The following is a 17,581-nucleotide window of genomic DNA, read 5'->3' on the forward strand; positions in this document are numbered from 1 at the left end:
CTGGACTGGCCGCTCGGCTGCTACTGGTGTGAAGCTGCGTTGATGGTGATCTTGTCGATGCCGCCGCTTTCGACGCCCCACTTCGTGAGGATCTTCGTGTAGCTTCCGTCGTCAACCATCGACTGGAGTGCCTTCTGCAGCACGGGACCCAGTTTGCTGCCCAGAGCGACCGGGATGCCATACGGCGCTGCTTCAAACGCCTCCCCAGCGGGTTGCAGCTTGCCGTCGGTCTGCTTGATGGCGTACAGGGTGACCGGGGAGTCGGCGCTCATCGCATCGACTTGGCCGAGCACGAGTGCCGTGGTGGCCGAGTCCTGCGCATCGTACTTGAGGATCTGGATGGCGGCCTTGCCGGCATCCGTGCACGCCTTGGACTTCGCCGGCACTTCGGTGGAGTCCTCGTACGTCGTGGCCTGCACTGCTACCTTCAGGCCGCACGCGTTATCTGGATCGACGGTTTTGCCCTTCGCGGACGCCCACTGGATGCCGGCGGTGAAGTAGTTGACGAAGTCGACCTGCTTCTCCCGCTCGAGCGTGTCTGTGAACGAGGACATGCCCATGTCCAGCGTGCCGCCGCGCAGCTTTGGCAGGATGTTGTCGAAGGTTTCGATTTTGAAGTCGACCTTGAGGCCAAGCACCGCTCCGAGTGCGTTGGTCAGATCCACCGACCACCCCACGGGGCTGCCATCAGGCCCCTTGTACTCGTTGGGCGGATAGTTATTGGCCATGCCCACCTCGAGCACGCCCGCTTTCTTGATGTCGGCCGGGAGCAGCGCCGCGATGTCCTGGTTCGTCGAATTCGAACTGGCGGGACTGGACGAGTGGTTAGCCTCAGCGGCATCGTTGCTGACGCAACCAGAGAGCGTGAGAGCCGCGACGGCACCAAGTGCCAGCCAGGTGTATCGAGCGCGCATTGAGCATCCTTGATCGTTCGTGCTTCGGTGAGCCACCGCGATGACTCGTCACTGAGGTATGAAAGGCGGAACACTTTGAGAGTAAAGGCAGATGCGGCGATGCTCTATGGACAGGCGGACGAAGCCACGGGTGCCGCCTTGTGATTATCTGCTAACTGCGCGAGGCACTCCATTGGTTCGAGTTGTGGAGGATCGCGGCGCATCCCGCTTAGGCTGGCACTGTCATGTGCACCGTTGCCCACCCGGCGCGGAGTACTGACCGTGTAGGCAGAAGGAGCACCATGAGTGACTACGCAGTTGTCAATCCCGCCACAGGACAGACCGTCCAGAGCTATCCGACGATCTCGGATGCGGCGCTGGACGACGCCATCGCATCCGCCGACCGGGCGCACCGCGAATGGTCACGGTCCAGTACGGTCGCCCAGCGATCGGCGCTGATCCGACGGGTCGGCGATCTGCACACCGAGCGGCGCGAGCAGCTGGCCGAGATCATCGTTCGCGAGATGGGCAAACCCATCGAGCAGGCGCTCGCCGAGGTCGACTTCAGCGCCGACATCTACGCGTTCTACGCCGACAACGCCGAATCACTGATGCAGGACGAGCCGATCAGGCTGCTCGCCGGCGCGGGCTCCGCACTGATCCGGCGCAGCTCGCTCGGCGTGCTGCTGGGGATCATGCCGTGGAACTTCCCCTATTACCAGGTGGCGCGTTTCGTCGGCCCGAATCTCGTGGTGGGCAACACCATCCTGCTCAAGCACGCCTCGCAGTGCCCGGAATCAGCGGCGGCGATCGAGCAGATCTTCCGCGACGCCGGGTTCCCGGAGGGCGCCTACGTCAACATCTACGCCACCAACGAGCAGGTCGCCTCGGTGATCGCCGATCCGCGGGTGCAGGGCGTCTCGCTGACCGGTTCGGCGCGCGCCGGCGCTGCGGTGGCCGAGGTCGCCGGCCGCAACCTCAAGAAGGTGGTGTTGGAGCTGGGCGGATCCGACCCATTCATCCTGCTGGACACCGACGACCTGGATGCCGTGGTCGACTCGGCGGTGGCGGCGCGGCTGGACAACAGCGGCCAGTCCTGCAACGCCGCCAAGCGGTTCATCGTGATCGACAAGTTGTATGAGCCCTTCTTGGAGAAGTTCACCGCCGCGATCACCGGCACCAAGCCGGGTGACCCGATGTCCCAGGACACCGTGCTCGGGCCACTCTCCTCCGACGCCGCAACCGACCGGCTGCAGGAGCAACTCGACCGTGCCGTCGCCGGCGGTGCGCGCATCGTGGGCGGTGGTGAGCGAGACGGGAACTACTTCTCCTCCACCGTGCTCACCGATGTCACCGCCGACAACGACGCATACCACGAGGAGTTCTTCGGCCCGGTCGCCACGGTCTACCGGGCGGCATCGGAGGACGAGGCCATAAAGCTGGCGAACGACACCCCGTTCGGCCTGGGTTCCTACGTGTTCACCACGGATGCCGCGCAGGCGTCGCGGGTCGCCGATCGGATCGAGGCGGGCATGGTGTTCGTCAACGTGGTCGGCGCCGACGGCGCCGAGTTGCCGTTCGGCGGAGTGAAAGGGTCCGGGTTCGGTCGCGAGCTCGGCCGGTTCGGCGCGGACGAATTCGTCAACAAGAAGATGATCCGCATCGGGTGAGGCCGGTGCCGCGGCGAGTATCGCGCCCTGCCGTCACTATTGCCCTCGGGCGACCGGGTGCAATTGTGACCCGGGGTGCATTCGCCTGTCAGGCGTCAGACGCGGATGCCGCACTAGAGAGATTCTCACGGTCGCAATAGACTGCCGCCATGTCTGATACTTTCGTCACCTACATCGGCGGGCCAACGGTGCTGTTGGAGTACGCCGGGCTGAGAATCCTGACCGATCCCACCTTCGATGCACCGGGCAGCTATGTTGAGCCGTCCGGGCTGACCCTGGTGAAGACGGTCGGTCCGGCCATCGCCGTGGACCAGCTGGGCGAAGTCGACCTCGGGCTGCTCTCGCACCACCAGCACCTGGACAACCTGGACCACCTGGGACGCGAGGTGCTGCTGCGCCTGCCGCTGGTCCTCAGCACGGCGAAGGCGGCCGAGGAGGTGGGCGGCCCGGTGTCCGGGCTCGCGCCGTGGGCCTCGCGCACGGTCGGTGCGGTGACCGTGACGGCGACCCCGGCGCTGCACGGGCCGGCGCAGTTCGAGGCGATGAGCGGGCCGGTGATCGGCTTCGTGCTGCAGGCAGCGGGGGAGCCGACCGTCTACATCAGCGGCGACAACGCGTCGCTGGAACTGGTCGACCAGATCGCCGACCGCATCGACGCCGTCGACGTGGCGCTGCTGCACGCCGGCGCCGCGAGGATCCCGGCGATCGACGCGGCACTGACCATGACGTCGCCGGATGCGGCGGAGGCGGCCCGCATTCTCGACCCGAAACAGGTGGTCGGCATCCACACCGAGGACTGGGGGCACCTGTCCGAGACGCGTGAGCAGTTCGTGGCGGCGTTCGCGGCTGCCGACCTCGTCGACCTGCTGGTGGACATCCCGCGCGGCGTTCGGGTGCCCTTGGCATCGAGCTGAGCTCATTCCTGACGGGCTGGCTCGCCACGGCGGTGGGGAGCAAGGCGGGCTAGAGCGGCAGCATCCGGCGCTTCGTCGGTCGGGTGCACGATAGTCGCATCCGTCACACTCGCAGCAAGTGTCATTTCACGAGCGGGGTGGCCGCTAATCTGAAATGTATGAGTGATGCAACCACGACCCCGGAATCCACAGCACCGTCCAACCCCGTGCACCCCCCACGCGATGAGTCGCCCCGCGGAGTGACGTACCGGGTGCTCGCGAGCGCGCTGAAGGACATCCGGCTCTCGGACGTACGTTACGGCGTCATGTTCCGGCCGACCGGCCTGCACGGCGAGACCTTCGAGTCGCGCTGGGACCGGGTGCGCAGCATCGTCACCTCGCGCAACCAGCGCGCCGCCGTCGCCGCCTGGGCCGCCGCCATCAAGGCCGGCTGGACCGAGAAGGAACTGACCGGCGCGGGCCTGACCCGCCCCTAGTCTCTACTCCGGCAGTCTCTACTCCGGCGCTGGCGCCGGGTGAAGCGGCGCCGCCCAGCCGGGGCGCGTGATCAGGCAGAACGGATGCCCGGCCGGGTCCGCGTACATGTGTGACGTCGGCTTGGGGCCGGGCAACCGCCGGGCCCCCAGCGCGAGCACCTCGGGTTCGGCCCGCGTCACGTCGTCGACCATGATGTCCAGGTGAAACTGCTGAGGGAAGTTCGGGTCCGGCCAGCGCGGCGGCTGATGGTCCGGGGCGCGTTGGAACGCGATCCCTGAGCTGGTGTCGTTCCGGGCGACCACGACCCAGTCCTCGTCCCGGTACGTCACCGGAAGCCCGAGGATGGCGGAGTAGAACTGTGCCAGCGCGTGTGGGTCCGGTGCGTCGATCACCACGTGGTGCATCCGCCCGATCATCGCGCCATTCTTCTCCGCACTCCGCTGCCCTACCAGCCCCAGCCCCCACGCCCACCAGCCCCAGCCCCCACGCCCACCAGCCCCAGCCCCCACGCCCACCCCCCGCCATCCATCCCGTTTCAAGGAATAACTGTCCGGATGGGGCCGGGTTATCGAGAACTAGGGCCTACGGATGCAAAATCTCCGTGAGATGGGACCTGGACGGCCGGGGGTGGGCACGGGTGCACACGGCGGACACGACGCACAGGACCGACACCGGGCGCGCCGCCGGAAAGGTAAATTAGGCTGGCCGCTATGTCGATCATCACGAGGGATGCCCGCGCCGAGCTGGATGCGCTCTGCACGCAGGGACTGGACTGGGCGCTGGACCCGTCCCGGTTCCTCACCGACCCCTCGAGGGCGCGCCGGTCCGCGGTGCTGGTGCTGTTCGGGGTTCTGGACTCCGCGCCATCGCACGCGACCGGGCCGGTCGGCCGCGACCTGGACGTGCTGTTACAACGCCGCTCCGAGACGCTCGGGCACCATCCCGGGCAGATCTCGTTCCCGGGCGGCGGCGTCGAGGCATCCGACCACGGCGACATCACCGCCACGGCGCTGCGCGAAGCCGTCGAGGAGACCGGGCTCGACCCGTCCGGCGTCGAAATCCTGGGCACCCTGCCGCAACTACCGGTGCCGGTGAGCAACAACCTGGTCACACCGGTGCTCGCCTGGTGGACCCGGGTCTCCGAGGTCGCCGCGGTCGACCGACGCGAGTCCGTGGACGTGTTCCGCGTGCCCGTGGCCGACCTTCTGGATCCCGCCAACCGGGCCGCCGTGGAGCACCGGCGTGACGGCCGCACCATCCGCACCCCGGCGTTCACGGTGCACGGCGTGCTGGTCTGGGGCTTCACCGGCATCGTGCTCGCCCGGCTGTTCGACGAACTCGGCTGGACCGTGCCCTGGGACCACAGCCGCACCGTGCAGCCCTAGCCGCAGCGCGCGACGGATGCGACACCGCGGCAGGCGGGGCGACACCGGTCGATCGGCGGTGAATGCGCCCGTGCGACACATTTGCGCCCCCGGCGACCGGCCGCAGGTGTGACCGCCGGGCGCATCCGCCGGGCTTAGTGCGTGTCGACCGGCCAGGCGCATCCGCCGGGCTCAGCGGATGTCGACGGCGCTCAGCCGGCTGCCGGCCGCGCGGCGAACAGCAGCGTGTCGACCGCGGTCACCGCGCTGTCGTCCGGGCTCTCGGGATCCGACCCGCCGTCCCGGAACACCCGCTCACAACGCTCGATGGACAACCCGACCGCGCAGGAGGAGAGCAGCTCGGGCGTGTAGAGGATGTCCGGATCGCTCGGCCCCGGCGCGCCGGTCTCCAGGTTGGCCCGGTCGTGGCCGAGCACCAACAGGTGGCCGCCCGGCGCCACCCAGGTCGCGGCCGCGGACAACACCTCGCGGGTGTCCGCCTGGGTCAGGTGCAGGTAGGTGGCGATCACCAGGTCGAACTGCCGGCCCGGGGCGTAGCCGCGCGCATCCGCCACCACCCAAGTCGCTACGGCGCCTTCCTTCTCTGCGCGCGCCCTGGCTAGACGGATGCCCTCGGCCGAGAAATCCAGTGCCGTCACCTCCCAGCCAGCCAGCGCGAGGAACACGCTGTTGCGCCCATCGCCGGCGCCGACGTCGAGGACGCTTCCCGGGGTCAGGCCCCGCACCAGATCCTGCACCACCTGCTGCGGGTCGTTGGACCAGACCCTGCCATGCCGATGGGTCGTGGCAGTACGGTATCGCTCGTCCCAGCCATCCGCGTTCATCGCACTTCCGTTCCTCGCCCGCATGCCGTTCGGCTCGATTCAGCCACTCTTGCACATCTTCCCGAAACGCCGGCGTCGGATGCCCCGTCCCCGCCGAACCCGACCGGCTGCGAGGATGGGGGGATGCGTGTCACTGCTCTGCGGGTCTACCCGGTCAAGTCGCTGGGTGGGATGCCCGTGGCGCGCGCCGCCGTGGAGCCGTGGGGCCTGGCCGGCGACCGGCGCTGGTGCCTGCTCGACGTGGCCGGCAACCGGATCACCGCCCGCGAGGTGCATGACCTGCTTGGCCTGCGCGCCGAACCGGTTGGCCAGGGCACGATCCGCATCACGGACCAGCATGGCGCGAGCATCCAGGTCATGGCCCCGCCGCACACCGGCGCGGAGCCGATCGAGCACGAGCGCCTCGGCGTGGTGCGGTGCGCGGCGGCCGAGGCCAGCGCCTGGCTCACCGCGCGGGTCGGCCGGGCCACCACGCTGGTCTGGCAACCCGACCCGACCACCCGACCGATCGCCGAGAACCGTGGCGGCCTGCCGGGGGAGCACCTCTCGCTGGCGGATGCCGGACCGCTGCTGCTGGTCAGCGAGGCCTCGCTCACCCAGTTGGACCGCTGGATCGCCGCCGAGGCCGATGTCCCGGATGTCGCCGACCTCGATCCGAGGCACGTGAGCGGCGGCGGCAACGCGCATCCGGAGCCGCTCAACGTGGTGCGGTTCCGCCCCAACGTGGTCGTCGACGGCGGCGAACCGTTCGAGGAGGATCGCTGGTTCACCGTGCGGATCGGCGAGGTCACCTTCCGCAAGACCATGATCTGCGACCGCTGCGTGATGCCGACCATCGACCCGGTCACCCTCGCCGGCGGCAAGGAGCCCACCCGCACACTCGCCCGGCACCGGCACTGGGACCGCAAGACCTGGTTCGGCATCCGGCTCGCGCCGCTGGGCACCGGCACGCTTTCGGTGGGGGACGCAGTCGAGCCGCGATAGCCGCCACGGATGCTCGTGCCAGCCCGTGCGAGACGTTGAGTTGCGAGAAAGGCACCTTCCGGAGCCTCCGGAGGGTGCTTTTCTCGCAACTCAGTGCCGCGGGAGCTCCTCACTGGCGCTGGGCTCTTGACCGGGACTGTGCTCTTCACCAGTGCCCCGCTCGTGCGTCTTCTTGGCCCGCAGCAGCCAGCTCAGCGCTACGGCGCTGGCGAGCAGGCATCCGACGCCGACGAGGGCGAGCATCCAGTTACCGGCGAAGACGCCGATCAGGGCGACCACGAGCGCCGTGAGCAGGGTGACGCCGAGCGCGAGGATCCAGCGGTCCCGTACGCTGCGAACGATGTTCAGCGTCGTCACCGGTTCAGTGCGCCAGTCGCCCTCGACTCGCGGCCAGACCACGATGAACAGCGTGGCCAGTGGCCCCAACAGCAGCGAGACCGCGAACCAGCGCAGCCGGGAGCGGTTCTTCTGCTCGGCCAGGCCGGCGTTGGCCAGGGCCAGGGCGAACCAGGCGCCGCCGCCGCCCCATGTTTGAGGATCCATCCGTTGAGGCTAGTGCCACTCGGCGCGCCCTGGCCAGCGGTGGCTGAGATGCGGATGGCGTCCAGCGCTGCCAGCGAGGCGCGAAAGCCAGAACTAGTTCCAGAGAATTGACAACCGAGGTTGACAAACGTGATTAGTCAACCTAAGTTGTCTATATGACACCGAACATCCCACCCGCCACCGGCGGCCCCGCGGATGGCCTGGCCTCCGTGGTGGCGCTGCGTGCGCTGGCCGACCAGCTGGAGGACGCCGAGGTCGAGCGCGCCGTGCGCGACGGCTGGTCGTGGCCCCAGGTCGCCCAGGCGCTGGGCGTCACGCGCCAGGCCGTGCACAAGAAGCACGCCCGTCGGCTGGCAGCGGCCGGGATCGAACTGAGGAGACGCAATGGATGACACCAACTGGGGCCGCGCGCTGCGCGCGTCTCTCGCGCAGGCACGGGTTGAGGCAAAGCAGGCCGGCTCCCGCACACTGGACGCCGAGCACCTCCTGCTCGCTCTGGCCGCGGAGGCCGACGGCGAGCCGGCCCGGCTGCTGGCTGCCGCCGGACTGGACTACGACCGCCTCACGGATGCGCTGCGCACCGAGCGCAGGCAGAGTCTCGCCCACGCCGGCATCCAGCCGGGGGAGGGGAGCGCCCCGAGGCCGACGGACGGCACGCCCGTCTGGGCCACCTCGGCGAAGGAGGCGCTGCTGCGCGGCAAGGATGTGGCCACCCGGCGGCACCGCTCCCAGATGGGCGGCACCGATGTGCTGGTCGGCATCCTGCGCGCGGATCTCGGCACCGTGCCGCGGGCGCTCGAGTTCGCCGGCGTCGATCGGGCGGCGCTGCTGGAGCGCGCCGCGCGAACGGTGGGTGCCCGGTAAGCGCCTTGCGGGCCTCGGGGCCGTGGAACCCGGTTGTATCCTCGGTTCCATGACTCCGGATGGCCTGCTCGCCCTGTGCTCCTCGCTGCCGCAGGCGATCGAGACGTTCCCGTTCGGCGAGGAGACCTCGGTGTTCAAGACCTCCGGCAACGGCAAGATCTTCGCGATCTCGGCCCTGGATGCGACCCCGCTGACGGTCTCGGTGAAGTGTGACCCGGAGGAGAGCCTGGCGCTGCAGGCGGAATACCCGCAGATCACCCCGGGCTATCACCTCAACAAGCGGCACTGGATCACAGTCGTGCTGGACGGCGGCGTTCCGGATGCCCTGGTCGAGCAGCTGGTCACGGCCAGCCACGCGCTGGTGCGGCCGAAACTGCCGCGGGTACCGCGGTGACGGCGGGTCACGCGACGCGCCTGACGGGCACCCTCGCGTCGTGGAACGACGAGCGTGGGTTCGGCTTCATCAGGCCCGCCGATCCGGCCAACTCGGGCGGCCGTAATGTGTTTGTGCACATCAAGGCGTTTCCGCTCGGTGTGGTGCGGCCCGAGGTCGGCGAGCCGCTGACCTTCGAGGTCGAGTTGTCCCCGGATGGACGGCAGCGGGCCGCCCGCGTCGAGCGGCGCGGTATGGAACACCGGCCGGGCCAGGGCGTCCGATACCGGTCGGCGCGCCAGGACCTCGTCGGCTACCTGGCGCTGGCGGCATTCCTGGCGCTCTTTGTCCTCGTCAGCGTGCGGTGGATGCCACCGCCGTGGGTCGCGGCGCTGTACCTCGGGGTCAGTGTGTTGTGCTTCGTCAGCTACGCGTTCGACAAGTCGGCGGCCCGTTCCGGACGGTGGCGGATGTCGGAGAGCAGCTTGCTCAGCCTGGGGCTCATCGGCGGCTGGCCGGGGGCGATCATCGCCCAGCAGGTCTTGCGCCACAAGACGAAGAAGGCGACGTTTCAACGGGCGTTCTGGGGAACCGTGCTCCTGAATGTGGTCGCGTTCGTGCTGCTGGCCTGGCCCGGCTCCATCCACGTCCTTGTTGGATGGGTTACCGCGTTCCTGGCGGCTCCCTAATCTCTGCGGACTAGTCTTCGACGAGGGCGTCAGAGAGTCGTTACAGTTATTGCGTTTATTACAAATGTTTCGGTTACACTGGATACTCAACCAGGGACGGCTCGAGGGAGGTCGAGACAATGACCCTTACGAAACCGCGCATTAGTGCCGTTGAACCCGCCACTTCTGCTGAGGCAATCGGCAGGGCGATCAAGAAACTGTCGTCCGATGTCGAGCCAGACAGTGACCAGACCATCACCATCGGCGGGACTGAGATCACCGTGTCCGGCAGCGTGCTGAACGCGGTCGTGGATGTTCTGGCTCGGTTCGCCAATCAGGACGCCGTGATCGTCGGTTCGACGGACTCAATGCTGACAACATCTCGTGCCGCCGAGTTGGCAGGAGTCTCTCGTCCCTACCTATGTCAGCTGATCGACAATGGCGCTCTGCGGGCGGAGTACGTCGGCACGCATCGTAAGGTGCGGCTGGGGGAGTTGAACGCCTATCTTCAACAACGTCGCACGGGTCGCCGGGAAGCGCTGAACGACCTGGCTCGAATCTCGCGCGAGGCGGGCCAGTACACCAACGACTTCTAGTCGCTGAGTATCATTCGAGCATGCAATTCCGTGCGTTCCTCGATGCCAACGTTCTCGTTGGCGCTCGGGAGCGCGATGTGCTTCTGACCCTCGGCGAGGCGGACCTGTTCGACCCGCTCTGGAGCGGGGGTGCCATTGAGGAAATGCTTCGGCATCTGCCAACTTCTATGGATGTCGCAGCGCGGTCGGCCCTTCTCGACTCCATGAATCGTGCTTTTCCGGAGGCCGACGTCCGATGGGATCACGGTGTGGTCGTCGAGGTGCAACAGTTCATCAATAGCAAGGATCACCACATCGTTGCTAGCGCCCTCTGGGGACATGCGGATGTCTTGGTCACCAACGACGCTGCACTGCGCGCCGAAGTTGAACGCTCTGGTCTCATCGATCCTCAGGCCTCGGCAGAATTCGTGGCATATGCGATAGATGTTGATGTGAAGGCTGCAACGGAGGCATTGGTAAGCATGGTTCGTGATCGGTGGATGCCGGGGCTGACTGACCTTCCAGATGCCGCTGTTCTCGCGCGGTTGTCTAGCTGGATGGACCGTGGGGGCTGGCGCGCGGCGGCGGGCATTGTGGAGCAAGTGGCGCATCGGTTGTAGTTGCCCTACGCGGCGAACTCCGCGAACTGCATCGCGGCTATGTCTTCCGCGCGAACTTTCGATGCGCGGCTTGACGGGACGTGCCAAGCACGGCGCCGATGGCATGCCAGGAGTCGCCCTCGGCGTGGGCGTCGGCGATAGCTTTCCGTAGAGCATCCTCGGCCTCTTCGAGCGCGGTGAGTGCGGCACCGATGGCGCGCAGGTGATGGCCATCGCGGCCTGGGTCGGTGTTGGGATCGATGCCATCGAGCCACCGTTCGACGTCCGCCTTGTTGTTAGTTCGCGCCATGTCGTCACCTCACCGGTTGTAGAACTTTGGCCTGAGGATGTCCTCCTCACGGATGCCATGCTTCCCAGCACTGTACGAGAATTTCATTATCCTGTCATCAGGATGTTGACAATACCACGCGGGAGCGAAAGCTCTATTCGAAGTCCTCCGAGTTGTCGCTCTTTCGACAACTATCTGCTTAGATGCGGCAACGGTCAGCCGCCAAGGGTGAGGGAGCTCAGGAGCCCTGTGACCAAGTGCCCGATCTGCGGGGCGAGTGCAAGCATGGCCGCCACCAGCACCGCTACGAACGCTCCCGCCCAAATGAGCCTCCGCGTCCGCGCCTGCAGTACCTCGCGATGTAGCGCGTCGAAGCCGCGGGCCAGGGTCACCGCATCCGTCGGCTCGGCGGGGGAGCTGTGCCACGTGGACGGAAGTTTGGCCAGCGCGAGGATGGATGCGACCTGCCCGGCATCCAGCACAACCGGACGTTTGCGTAGCCAGCGGACGAGCGACCGAGCGTTCAAGACCACCACCGTGGCCGGGCGCTCCTTGATGGTGATCGCTTTGGCGTCGACGACGGCGATTACCGGCACCGCCGCGAGCCCGGCCGGCAGCACGGAGTACAGCTTCTTGGTGGCGCGCTCGGCCTCGTGCTCCGAGTTGCGGAGGTAGGGCTGCTGCTGGCCGGAGACCATGAACGTGTGCGGGGCGACCCACACTCGCTGGCCGGGGTGGTGCTTCGTGTTGACGGTGAAGACGCCGCCGGGCCCGATGATGACGTGGTCGATGTCCGAGGTGCCGTTGCCGACCGGAATCGCGTGCAGCACCGTCCAGTTCTCATCGAGACCGGTGAGCATCCGCCCCACCGTGCGTTCGCCTAGGGCGCCGCTGTACCAACTCTGTTCGTCGGCGCTGAGCGGGGACACCCCGAACACGCGGACTAGCGTCCCGCGCGGCCCGGTCACCGCCTGGGAGCGCAGCAGCTCCTCCATCACCGAGTGGCCCGGGATGCGGTCGGCCAGCGTTGCCATCTTGGTCTCGTCAGACACCGTAGTGATTCTCCGCTCTTTGCCGGCTGCAGCAGTGCATCGCTACCTTCGGGCCACCCTCACGATGGCCGGCAGCACTGCGGATAAGAAGATGAGCGCCGCGACTCCGAGTGCGAACGGCAGGAAGTTGGCCACCGAAGCCACCGATTCCCCGAGGTTGGCGGGTGCATTCTCGTTAGAGAGGCCGGATGTCTGGAGCGACAGCCCCAAGATCAACGCGGCGAGCGGAGAGGCGATCCCTCCGACAATCAACAGCGCCCTGCCCTGAGCGAAGCCGACAACGATCAACCCAATCCCGAGGACGCAGGCGGTCGGCAGCAGCCAGACCAACACGTACGTGCCGGCGAGGGCGCTCAGAATTGGTTGGAAAGTATCGATCATCGGGCTCACCTTGCTCTGCGAGAATCTCTCAGTACGAAGACTAGACCCCCAGAAGAGCTCGAGCGCGGGCAACGGCCGGTGACTATTGCCTGATGCCGCTTGATCACGCTGGACTGTGGCATCGGCGCGCAACGGCTCCCGTTAGTGGTAGAACTCAACTGTGCGCACCGAGGCCGAGCAACGAAGCATCCGCGAGGACATCTTCCGCTGGCTCGACGAGCGCCTCGCCGCCGGCAGCTACGAACTCAGCCGCGCCGAACTGGAGAGCTACACCTACCTCGGCGACCGCATCCCGCTGCTTGATCGCAGCCGCGGCATCCGCAACCCGGCCGACTTCGACGCGACGTTGAGCATCATGACCGGGACCAAGGGGAACAGCTACGAGGACGAGATCCGCCCTGACGGCCTGGTGAAGTACTCGTACCAGTCGAGGGAGGGTGGCGACAACGTCAAGCTGCGCCGCGCCTACGAGAACGGCGACCCGCTGGTGTACTTCCACGGGATGCGGCCCGGATATTACGTCGCCTACTATCCTGTCTACATCGTGCAGGATGACCCGGTGACGCGGATCGTGTACGTGGCGCTGGATGAATCGCTGCGGCTGTTCGGGGATCCGCTGCACATGACGGCCGACCAGCGTCGGTACGCGGAGCGGATCGTAAAGGAGCGCCTGCACCAGCCGATGTTTCGGGCGCGGGTGCTGCGCGCCTACTCAAGCACCTGCGCGGTGTGCAGCCTGAAGCATCCGGAACTGCTGGATGCCGCGCACATCATCGGGGACACCCAGCTGCGCGGTGTGCCTCAGGTGACGAACGGTCTAGCCCTCTGCAAGATCCACCATGCGTCCTACGACCGCAACCTGCTCGGCATCACGCCTGACTTCCAGGTGCGGATCAACCGCGAGCTGCTCGACGAGGTCGACGGCCCGATGCTGCGGCACGGCCTGCAGGACATGCATGGGCGGATGCTCGTCCTCCCGCACCGAAAGGCCGAGTGGCCGTCAGCGGATCGGCTGGCGGAGCGGTTCGCGGAGTTCGTTGCGGCATGAAACAGCTCTACTGAACTGCGAATACACATCCTCCCCCGGGCCAAATGAAGGCTACGCGGATGGAAAGTATCAGGGACCGGTCTCAAGTGCAAACTGGGTTGCGGACCACAGATGCGACGGGACATCTACGGACACGAAGTAATGCGCGCCTCCACGCGGGACTACATCTCGGGGACAACCCCCACGGATCATGGGAATGTCGCTCGGATAGCCGTTTTTGCATTCGCGACGCTGTAGGTGCATGACGCTCGGGCTTCCCAAGCCGCCTCCACTGTCGGTCAATTCCATTGGGTGGTGTGTGGAGATATTTAGCGTGTGAGATCGTTGCAAACCCGGACTCGCCTCACGGGAGTTTGGACTTCGTATGACTTCTCACTAACCGCTGACGCCTCAACTCATGGCAGTTGGCACCCGATTCACGTAGTGCGCGACTAATTTCGTTTCTCATGGAAGTTTGCACTGGATTCGAGGCGGCCGAGCTTGAACAGACCAATAGCGGGACTGAGGTGCCAACCGCCGGCGCTAGGTCGGTTGAGGACTAACAGCTGCGTTGGCCGAAGCCGCCCAGCCGCGCCGTCCGCCGCACATACCCAAATAGACGCGCCTGATCCGGGATCTGCGCTCGACGCGCTGAGCGTATCGCTGTTTCACGGCATTAAGCTGTAGCGGTACCGGTAGCGTCTGTTCCAAGCAGGCGGGAAGGCCCACATGGCAGTGTATGTAGATGACTTTCAGCTTCAGGCTGTCGTCAATGGGATGAACCGACGCTGGTCGCATCTGGTCGCGGATTCACCTGACGAGCTGGCGGACTTCGCCCGGCTTTTGGGTCTCCGCGCCTCGTGGATCCAAAAGCGTGGGACTCGCGGCGAACATTTCGATGTCACGGACGGCATGCGACGCAAGGCGATTGCGCTGGGCGCCGAACCCATCAGCTACTTCGAGCTACACGCTGTCCAGACTGGGGCGCCGCGGGAGATTGCCGTGTCTCCGTCCGCAACGCCGGCACTCTGGTAGGAGCGACCAGCCTCTAACGAGGCGCGCTGTTGGCGATCAGTTGGGCTGGGCATGCGGGCGAGGAACGAGGAGTGCACTTCTGCCGGCGACTTCCTCACGATGCCCGCGATGTCGAGGTGCTTGTCCGAGCCGTTAAGGATCAGTTGCTGGCTCCACCGCCCGATAGCTGTGGCGCGGAGGATAATTCGCCTGCGTCCCGTCATTTCGTCATAGTCGTCGTGCACAAGGATCACCGGCGGTCCTTCGTCGGCCAGCCGGCTAGTCGCCGGGCGCTCGGCTTCGGTGATCCTGAACTTGTGTCCGGAACCCCGGTCTTCGGTCACTGTGATGATGATCTCGTCGTGGAGCGCGACACTGATCGTCCCGAGGCCCGCGACATCCGGTATCCAGATGTGTGCGCGACTGTCTTCGGCGCTCCATCCGTCGGCGAAGTTCTTTTTGATCGATTTCAGCTCCAAGTCGCGGAGCCGTCGGCACTGGGCGCTGGTGATGATGTCAAGGTTGTCGAGCTGGACGACCAATGCCTCGTAACTAACGCGCAGGTCGCGGGACGCGAGGTAGGCCAGCTGCGGAGACACCGGCGTGTTCCGCACATGGCCGTTCCGATGGAGAACTGAGTTGACGAGCTTTCTCGGCATAAGGAAGTGCGACGCGAAGAACTGGGCGGTGTGCTCGCGAGGGGTTTGGGCGGAGCCCGCCACTTGGTCGAACCCGTCCCAGTCGAGGACGCCGTTGTGCAAGTACAGGTGCCCTAGTTCGTGGGCGGCAGTGAACCGCTGCATCTCCACGGGGCGCGCGGAGTTAATCCTGATTCCTCCGACTCCCTCACGCGATGTCGCCCCGAGCATCAGGCCGCCGTCGACGAAGGTCAACCACGCGCCGGACTTCGCGATGGCGGCGAACACGTCGATGGGCTTCGTCTGGTCGACAGCGAGCTCATGGAGGGCGCGGCTGGCGGCCTGCATGGATTCCATGAGCTGGTTCGCAGACGCGTACATCGGGGAGTGGGCCTACTCCTCGTCGTCGGCGGGATACGAGCCGGTGGGCGCAGGACCGGCGGAGGCCAGGAACTGCGCGAATTTCAGGACCTGTGCTCTGTCGTCTTCCGAGAGACCGGACGCTGCCCGGTACAACGCCGTCGTGGACTCGCTCTCGTTGGGCTCGGCACCGAGGATCCACTCGACGCTTCGTCGGTACAACGTCGACAGCTCGGTGAGTTCCGTGGCGGTGACGTTGCGTGTGCCTTTCTCTATCGCGGTGACGCTGGTGCGTGGCATCCGGAGCGCCGCGGCGGCGTCCACCTGGGTGATGCCCAGTGTTTCGCGGGCTTCCCGAAGGCGCGAGCCGATCGATTTCTGCTGCTCGTCGCGGCTGGCGTCGGCCGCGTTCTTCTCTGTCACAGGCTGGCTCCTCCCGTGGCTACAACGAATGCCACTGTGTAATTATCCGTGTGACTGACTGAGAGGCTCCACTCGGTGAGCCCGAGCTCCGATGCCCGTGCGGTCGCGCCGCGGTGAAGGACCACTGTGGGTATTTCGTCGACGACATTCACTTCGATGTCGCGCGGGTCGACGGCGCCGATGCCACGCCCGAGTGCTTTCATTACCGCCTCCTTCGCCGCCCAGCGTCCAGCGGAGCGCGGGATGCTGTCACCAACATCCCGGAACTCCGTCTCAGTGAGGAAGGCGGCCTTCCAGTCGTTCTTCGTGCGTTCCGCGCGGCGATTGAAGCTCCCGTGGTCGACGATGTCGACGCCAGTACGTATTGTCACGGGAGGACGATCCCCGCGGCATCGGCTGCCTGCCTGACGATGTCCTTCACTCCGTGCCGTCCACTCCAAACACCGTGTTCTGCGTCGGCCATCGTGGCCATGATCGACAGCTCGCCGACCGGGTAGCCGGTCTGCTGGGACAGGAATTTCTGGAGTTTCGCGAGCCCGATCATGTTCCCGTAGCCCTTAGTGATCAGGTACTGGTGACGGTAGGTGGCGATGATGTTGAGTTTGTTCTCGAACACGGAGATGTCGATGTGCACGAGGCAGGGGAATCCGCGCGGGCGGTTGTCGTCGGCAGCGTAGACCTGGACGCCAGCCGCTCCGTCGTCGAGAATCTGTCCCTCGCCGCCGAGGACGAGGTCGTTGATGTTGGTGCGGGACCAGCCACGCTTTCGAGTTGACCGGAGCGATTTGATGCGGGCTTCGAGCTGGTTGACGTTCGTGCCCTTCTTGCCCGGGAAGGAGATCATCCGTCCGAAGTAGGTTCCACGGTTATTAGCTGGGAACACTTTGAGCTCGGGGAGCAGATGCAGGTATTTCCGATAGAGCTCGGCGGCGGCGTGGTCAAGTTTCCGAAGGTCTTCTTCGGGCATGTCGACCGACCAGCACACGCCAGGGTCGCGGTAGAGATCCGAGAAAATCGTCCCGGCTACGGTGTCGACGGGCTGGATATGTATGTCGCCGCGCATCTGCTCCACTAAGAAGGCGTCAGCGACGGAGCGGATGCCGGCGTTGTCGGGCCCGGACGGATCTGTGACGGTGGACAGGACGTGGATTTTGTGGCCGCCGGAGGAACTGACGTTGTTGAGTACGGCGAGCCAGGCTTCTCCGATGGTGGTTTGCGCCGGGATCATCTCGCTCATTTCGTCGCCTCCCAATTCAGGTCGGAATAGATCTGCTCAATGACCTCGGCGAGGCCGGCGATGGTCGTCCACTTCTTCCGATCGACCTTGGTCACGTCGACGGGCAGCCTCGAGAGATGCTGCACGAATTCGATGTAAATGCTGTAGCCGAGGTGGCTGCCAAACGCAAGCGAGCCGTCTTCGTCGCAGGGCCAGTCGTCAAGCTCGTCCGGCGAATCGGTCTCGATGTCGACCAGAACGGCGGTCAGGGCGGCCTCGATGTCTGCGCGGGTCATTTGGAGTGCAGCCGACACAGTCAGCGGCACCCCCCGCCTGTCAATGTCTGCGGATATGGCCGTCGTTTCGTCGTCGTTATTCATGACATAAGTGTCGGATATTCCGACATGAATGT

The 17,581-nt window shown here is 65.9% G+C and carries 25 protein-coding genes; 13 read left to right on the forward strand and 12 right to left on the reverse strand.

The genetic code is table 11. The annotated features are described in order from the left end of the window. Positions 1–20 precede the first annotated feature (20 nt). Positions 21–914 (reverse strand): ABC transporter substrate-binding protein, encoded by an 894-nt coding sequence (locus tag ABFX56_RS14340; protein WP_346234038.1) that lies wholly within the window; start codon positions 912–914, stop codon positions 21–23. A gap of 281 nt (positions 915–1,195) precedes the next feature. Between ABFX56_RS14340 and ABFX56_RS14345 the strand changes: the two genes are divergently transcribed. The 3 genes from ABFX56_RS14345 to ABFX56_RS14355 all read left to right on the forward strand — a co-directional run bounded on the left by ABFX56_RS14345 (position 1,196) and on the right by ABFX56_RS14355 (position 3,953). Next, positions 1,196–2,563, forward strand: a complete 1,368-nt coding sequence (locus ABFX56_RS14345) for an NAD-dependent succinate-semialdehyde dehydrogenase (RefSeq protein ID WP_346234039.1) — start codon at positions 1,196–1,198, stop codon at positions 2,561–2,563. 149 nt (positions 2,564–2,712) lie between these two features. Next, positions 2,713–3,477 carry an MBL fold metallo-hydrolase gene (locus ABFX56_RS14350; RefSeq protein ID WP_346234040.1) on the forward strand — a complete coding sequence of 255 codons (765 nt, stop codon included), beginning with the start codon at positions 2,713–2,715 and terminating at the stop codon, positions 3,475–3,477. Between the two features lie 158 nt (positions 3,478–3,635). Next, positions 3,636–3,953 (forward strand): hypothetical protein, encoded by a 318-nt coding sequence (locus tag ABFX56_RS14355; RefSeq protein ID WP_346234041.1) that lies wholly within the window; start codon positions 3,636–3,638, stop codon positions 3,951–3,953. Between the two features lie 18 nt (positions 3,954–3,971). Here ABFX56_RS14355 and ABFX56_RS14360 read toward each other — a convergent pair whose 3' ends face one another. Beyond that, the gene (locus ABFX56_RS14360) at positions 3,972–4,370 is read right to left on the reverse strand and encodes a VOC family protein (RefSeq protein WP_346234042.1); all 399 of its coding nucleotides are present in this window, start codon (positions 4,368–4,370) and stop codon (positions 3,972–3,974) included. Between the two features lie 294 nt (positions 4,371–4,664). Between ABFX56_RS14360 and ABFX56_RS14365 the strand changes: the two genes are divergently transcribed. Continuing rightward, positions 4,665–5,339 carry an NUDIX hydrolase gene (locus tag ABFX56_RS14365; protein ID WP_346234043.1) on the forward strand — a complete coding sequence of 225 codons (675 nt, stop codon included), beginning with the start codon at positions 4,665–4,667 and terminating at the stop codon, positions 5,337–5,339. Between the two features lie 191 nt (positions 5,340–5,530). Here ABFX56_RS14365 and ABFX56_RS14370 read toward each other — a convergent pair whose 3' ends face one another. After that, on the reverse strand, positions 5,531–6,163 hold the full coding sequence (locus ABFX56_RS14370; protein WP_346234044.1) for a class I SAM-dependent methyltransferase: 633 nt from the start codon (positions 6,161–6,163) through the stop codon (positions 5,531–5,533). Between the two features lie 123 nt (positions 6,164–6,286). Here ABFX56_RS14370 and ABFX56_RS14375 point away from each other — a divergent pair, with 123 nt between their 5' ends. Continuing rightward, complete coding sequence (locus tag ABFX56_RS14375; protein ID WP_346234045.1) at positions 6,287–7,147, forward strand: MOSC domain-containing protein; 861 nt, start codon at positions 6,287–6,289, stop codon at positions 7,145–7,147. A gap of 90 nt (positions 7,148–7,237) precedes the next feature. Here ABFX56_RS14375 and ABFX56_RS14380 read toward each other — a convergent pair whose 3' ends face one another. Next, positions 7,238–7,690, reverse strand: a complete 453-nt coding sequence (locus ABFX56_RS14380; protein ID WP_346234046.1) for a hypothetical protein — start codon at positions 7,688–7,690, stop codon at positions 7,238–7,240. 155 nt (positions 7,691–7,845) lie between these two features. Between ABFX56_RS14380 and ABFX56_RS14385 the strand changes: the two genes are divergently transcribed. The 6 genes from ABFX56_RS14385 to ABFX56_RS14410 all read left to right on the forward strand — a co-directional run bounded on the left by ABFX56_RS14385 (position 7,846) and on the right by ABFX56_RS14410 (position 10,790). Beyond that, complete coding sequence (locus tag ABFX56_RS14385; protein ID WP_346234047.1) at positions 7,846–8,082, forward strand: helix-turn-helix domain-containing protein; 237 nt, start codon at positions 7,846–7,848, stop codon at positions 8,080–8,082. After that, positions 8,075–8,554 carry a Clp protease N-terminal domain-containing protein gene (locus ABFX56_RS14390; protein ID WP_346234048.1) on the forward strand — a complete coding sequence of 160 codons (480 nt, stop codon included), beginning with the start codon at positions 8,075–8,077 and terminating at the stop codon, positions 8,552–8,554. The genes ABFX56_RS14385 and ABFX56_RS14390 overlap by 8 nt, the downstream gene beginning before the upstream one ends. 49 nt (positions 8,555–8,603) lie before the next feature. Further along, complete coding sequence (locus tag ABFX56_RS14395) at positions 8,604–8,948, forward strand: MmcQ/YjbR family DNA-binding protein (protein WP_346234049.1); 345 nt, start codon at positions 8,604–8,606, stop codon at positions 8,946–8,948. Beyond that, entirely contained in the window at positions 8,945–9,616 is a 672-nt protein-coding gene (locus ABFX56_RS14400; protein WP_346234050.1) for a DUF1294 domain-containing protein, read from the forward strand. The genes ABFX56_RS14395 and ABFX56_RS14400 overlap by 4 nt, the downstream gene beginning before the upstream one ends. Before the next feature lie 119 nt (positions 9,617–9,735). Continuing rightward, positions 9,736–10,191, forward strand: coding sequence for an excisionase family DNA-binding protein (locus ABFX56_RS14405; RefSeq protein ID WP_346234051.1), 456 nt, complete (start codon positions 9,736–9,738; stop codon positions 10,189–10,191). Between the two features lie 20 nt (positions 10,192–10,211). Then, positions 10,212–10,790, forward strand: coding sequence for a hypothetical protein (locus tag ABFX56_RS14410; protein ID WP_346234052.1), 579 nt, complete (start codon positions 10,212–10,214; stop codon positions 10,788–10,790). A 37-nt stretch (positions 10,791–10,827) separates the two neighbouring features. Here ABFX56_RS14410 and ABFX56_RS14415 read toward each other — a convergent pair whose 3' ends face one another. The 3 genes from ABFX56_RS14415 to ABFX56_RS14425 all read right to left on the reverse strand — a co-directional run bounded on the left by ABFX56_RS14415 (position 10,828) and on the right by ABFX56_RS14425 (position 12,491). Next, positions 10,828–11,079 carry a hypothetical protein gene (locus ABFX56_RS14415; protein ID WP_346234053.1) on the reverse strand — a complete coding sequence of 84 codons (252 nt, stop codon included), beginning with the start codon at positions 11,077–11,079 and terminating at the stop codon, positions 10,828–10,830. Between the two features lie 194 nt (positions 11,080–11,273). Next, positions 11,274–12,110, reverse strand: coding sequence for a nuclease-related domain-containing protein (locus ABFX56_RS14420; RefSeq protein ID WP_346234054.1), 837 nt, complete (start codon positions 12,108–12,110; stop codon positions 11,274–11,276). 42 nt (positions 12,111–12,152) lie between these two features. Next, complete coding sequence (locus ABFX56_RS14425) at positions 12,153–12,491, reverse strand: hypothetical protein (RefSeq protein ID WP_346234055.1); 339 nt, start codon at positions 12,489–12,491, stop codon at positions 12,153–12,155. A gap of 160 nt (positions 12,492–12,651) precedes the next feature. Here ABFX56_RS14425 and ABFX56_RS14430 point away from each other — a divergent pair, with 160 nt between their 5' ends. Beyond that, the gene (locus ABFX56_RS14430; protein WP_346234056.1) at positions 12,652–13,539 is read left to right on the forward strand and encodes an HNH endonuclease; all 888 of its coding nucleotides are present in this window, start codon (positions 12,652–12,654) and stop codon (positions 13,537–13,539) included. Positions 13,540–14,295: 756 nt separating this feature from the next. Next, positions 14,296–14,553, forward strand: a complete 258-nt coding sequence (locus ABFX56_RS14435; RefSeq protein WP_346234128.1) for a DUF4031 domain-containing protein — start codon at positions 14,296–14,298, stop codon at positions 14,551–14,553. Here the strand turns inward: ABFX56_RS14435 and ABFX56_RS14440 are convergent. From ABFX56_RS14440 to ABFX56_RS14460, 5 genes are read right to left on the reverse strand one after another with little or no spacing between them, the layout of a single operon-like run. Further along, positions 14,472–15,527, reverse strand: coding sequence for an ImmA/IrrE family metallo-endopeptidase (locus tag ABFX56_RS14440; protein WP_346234057.1), 1,056 nt, complete (start codon positions 15,525–15,527; stop codon positions 14,472–14,474). The genes ABFX56_RS14435 and ABFX56_RS14440 overlap by 82 nt on opposite strands. A gap of 36 nt (positions 15,528–15,563) precedes the next feature. Further along, a complete protein-coding gene (locus ABFX56_RS14445) occupies positions 15,564–15,953 on the reverse strand; it encodes a helix-turn-helix domain-containing protein (RefSeq protein WP_346234058.1) in 390 nt (129 codons plus the stop codon). Continuing rightward, positions 15,950–16,324, reverse strand: coding sequence for a holo-ACP synthase (locus tag ABFX56_RS14450; RefSeq protein WP_346234059.1), 375 nt, complete (start codon positions 16,322–16,324; stop codon positions 15,950–15,952). The genes ABFX56_RS14445 and ABFX56_RS14450 overlap by 4 nt, the downstream gene beginning before the upstream one ends. Next, the gene (locus ABFX56_RS14455) at positions 16,321–17,190 is read right to left on the reverse strand and encodes a thymidylate synthase family protein (RefSeq protein WP_346234060.1); all 870 of its coding nucleotides are present in this window, start codon (positions 17,188–17,190) and stop codon (positions 16,321–16,323) included. Before ABFX56_RS14455 ends, ABFX56_RS14450 begins: the two co-directional genes overlap by 4 nt. Continuing rightward, entirely contained in the window at positions 17,187–17,549 is a 363-nt protein-coding gene (locus tag ABFX56_RS14460) for a hypothetical protein (protein WP_346234061.1), read from the reverse strand. Before ABFX56_RS14460 ends, ABFX56_RS14455 begins: the two co-directional genes overlap by 4 nt. Between the last annotated feature and the right edge of the window lie 32 nt (positions 17,550–17,581).

The organism is Parafrigoribacterium mesophilum (assembly GCF_039652555.1).
Classification (GTDB): Bacteria; Actinomycetota; Actinomycetes; order Actinomycetales; family Microbacteriaceae; genus Parafrigoribacterium; species Parafrigoribacterium mesophilum.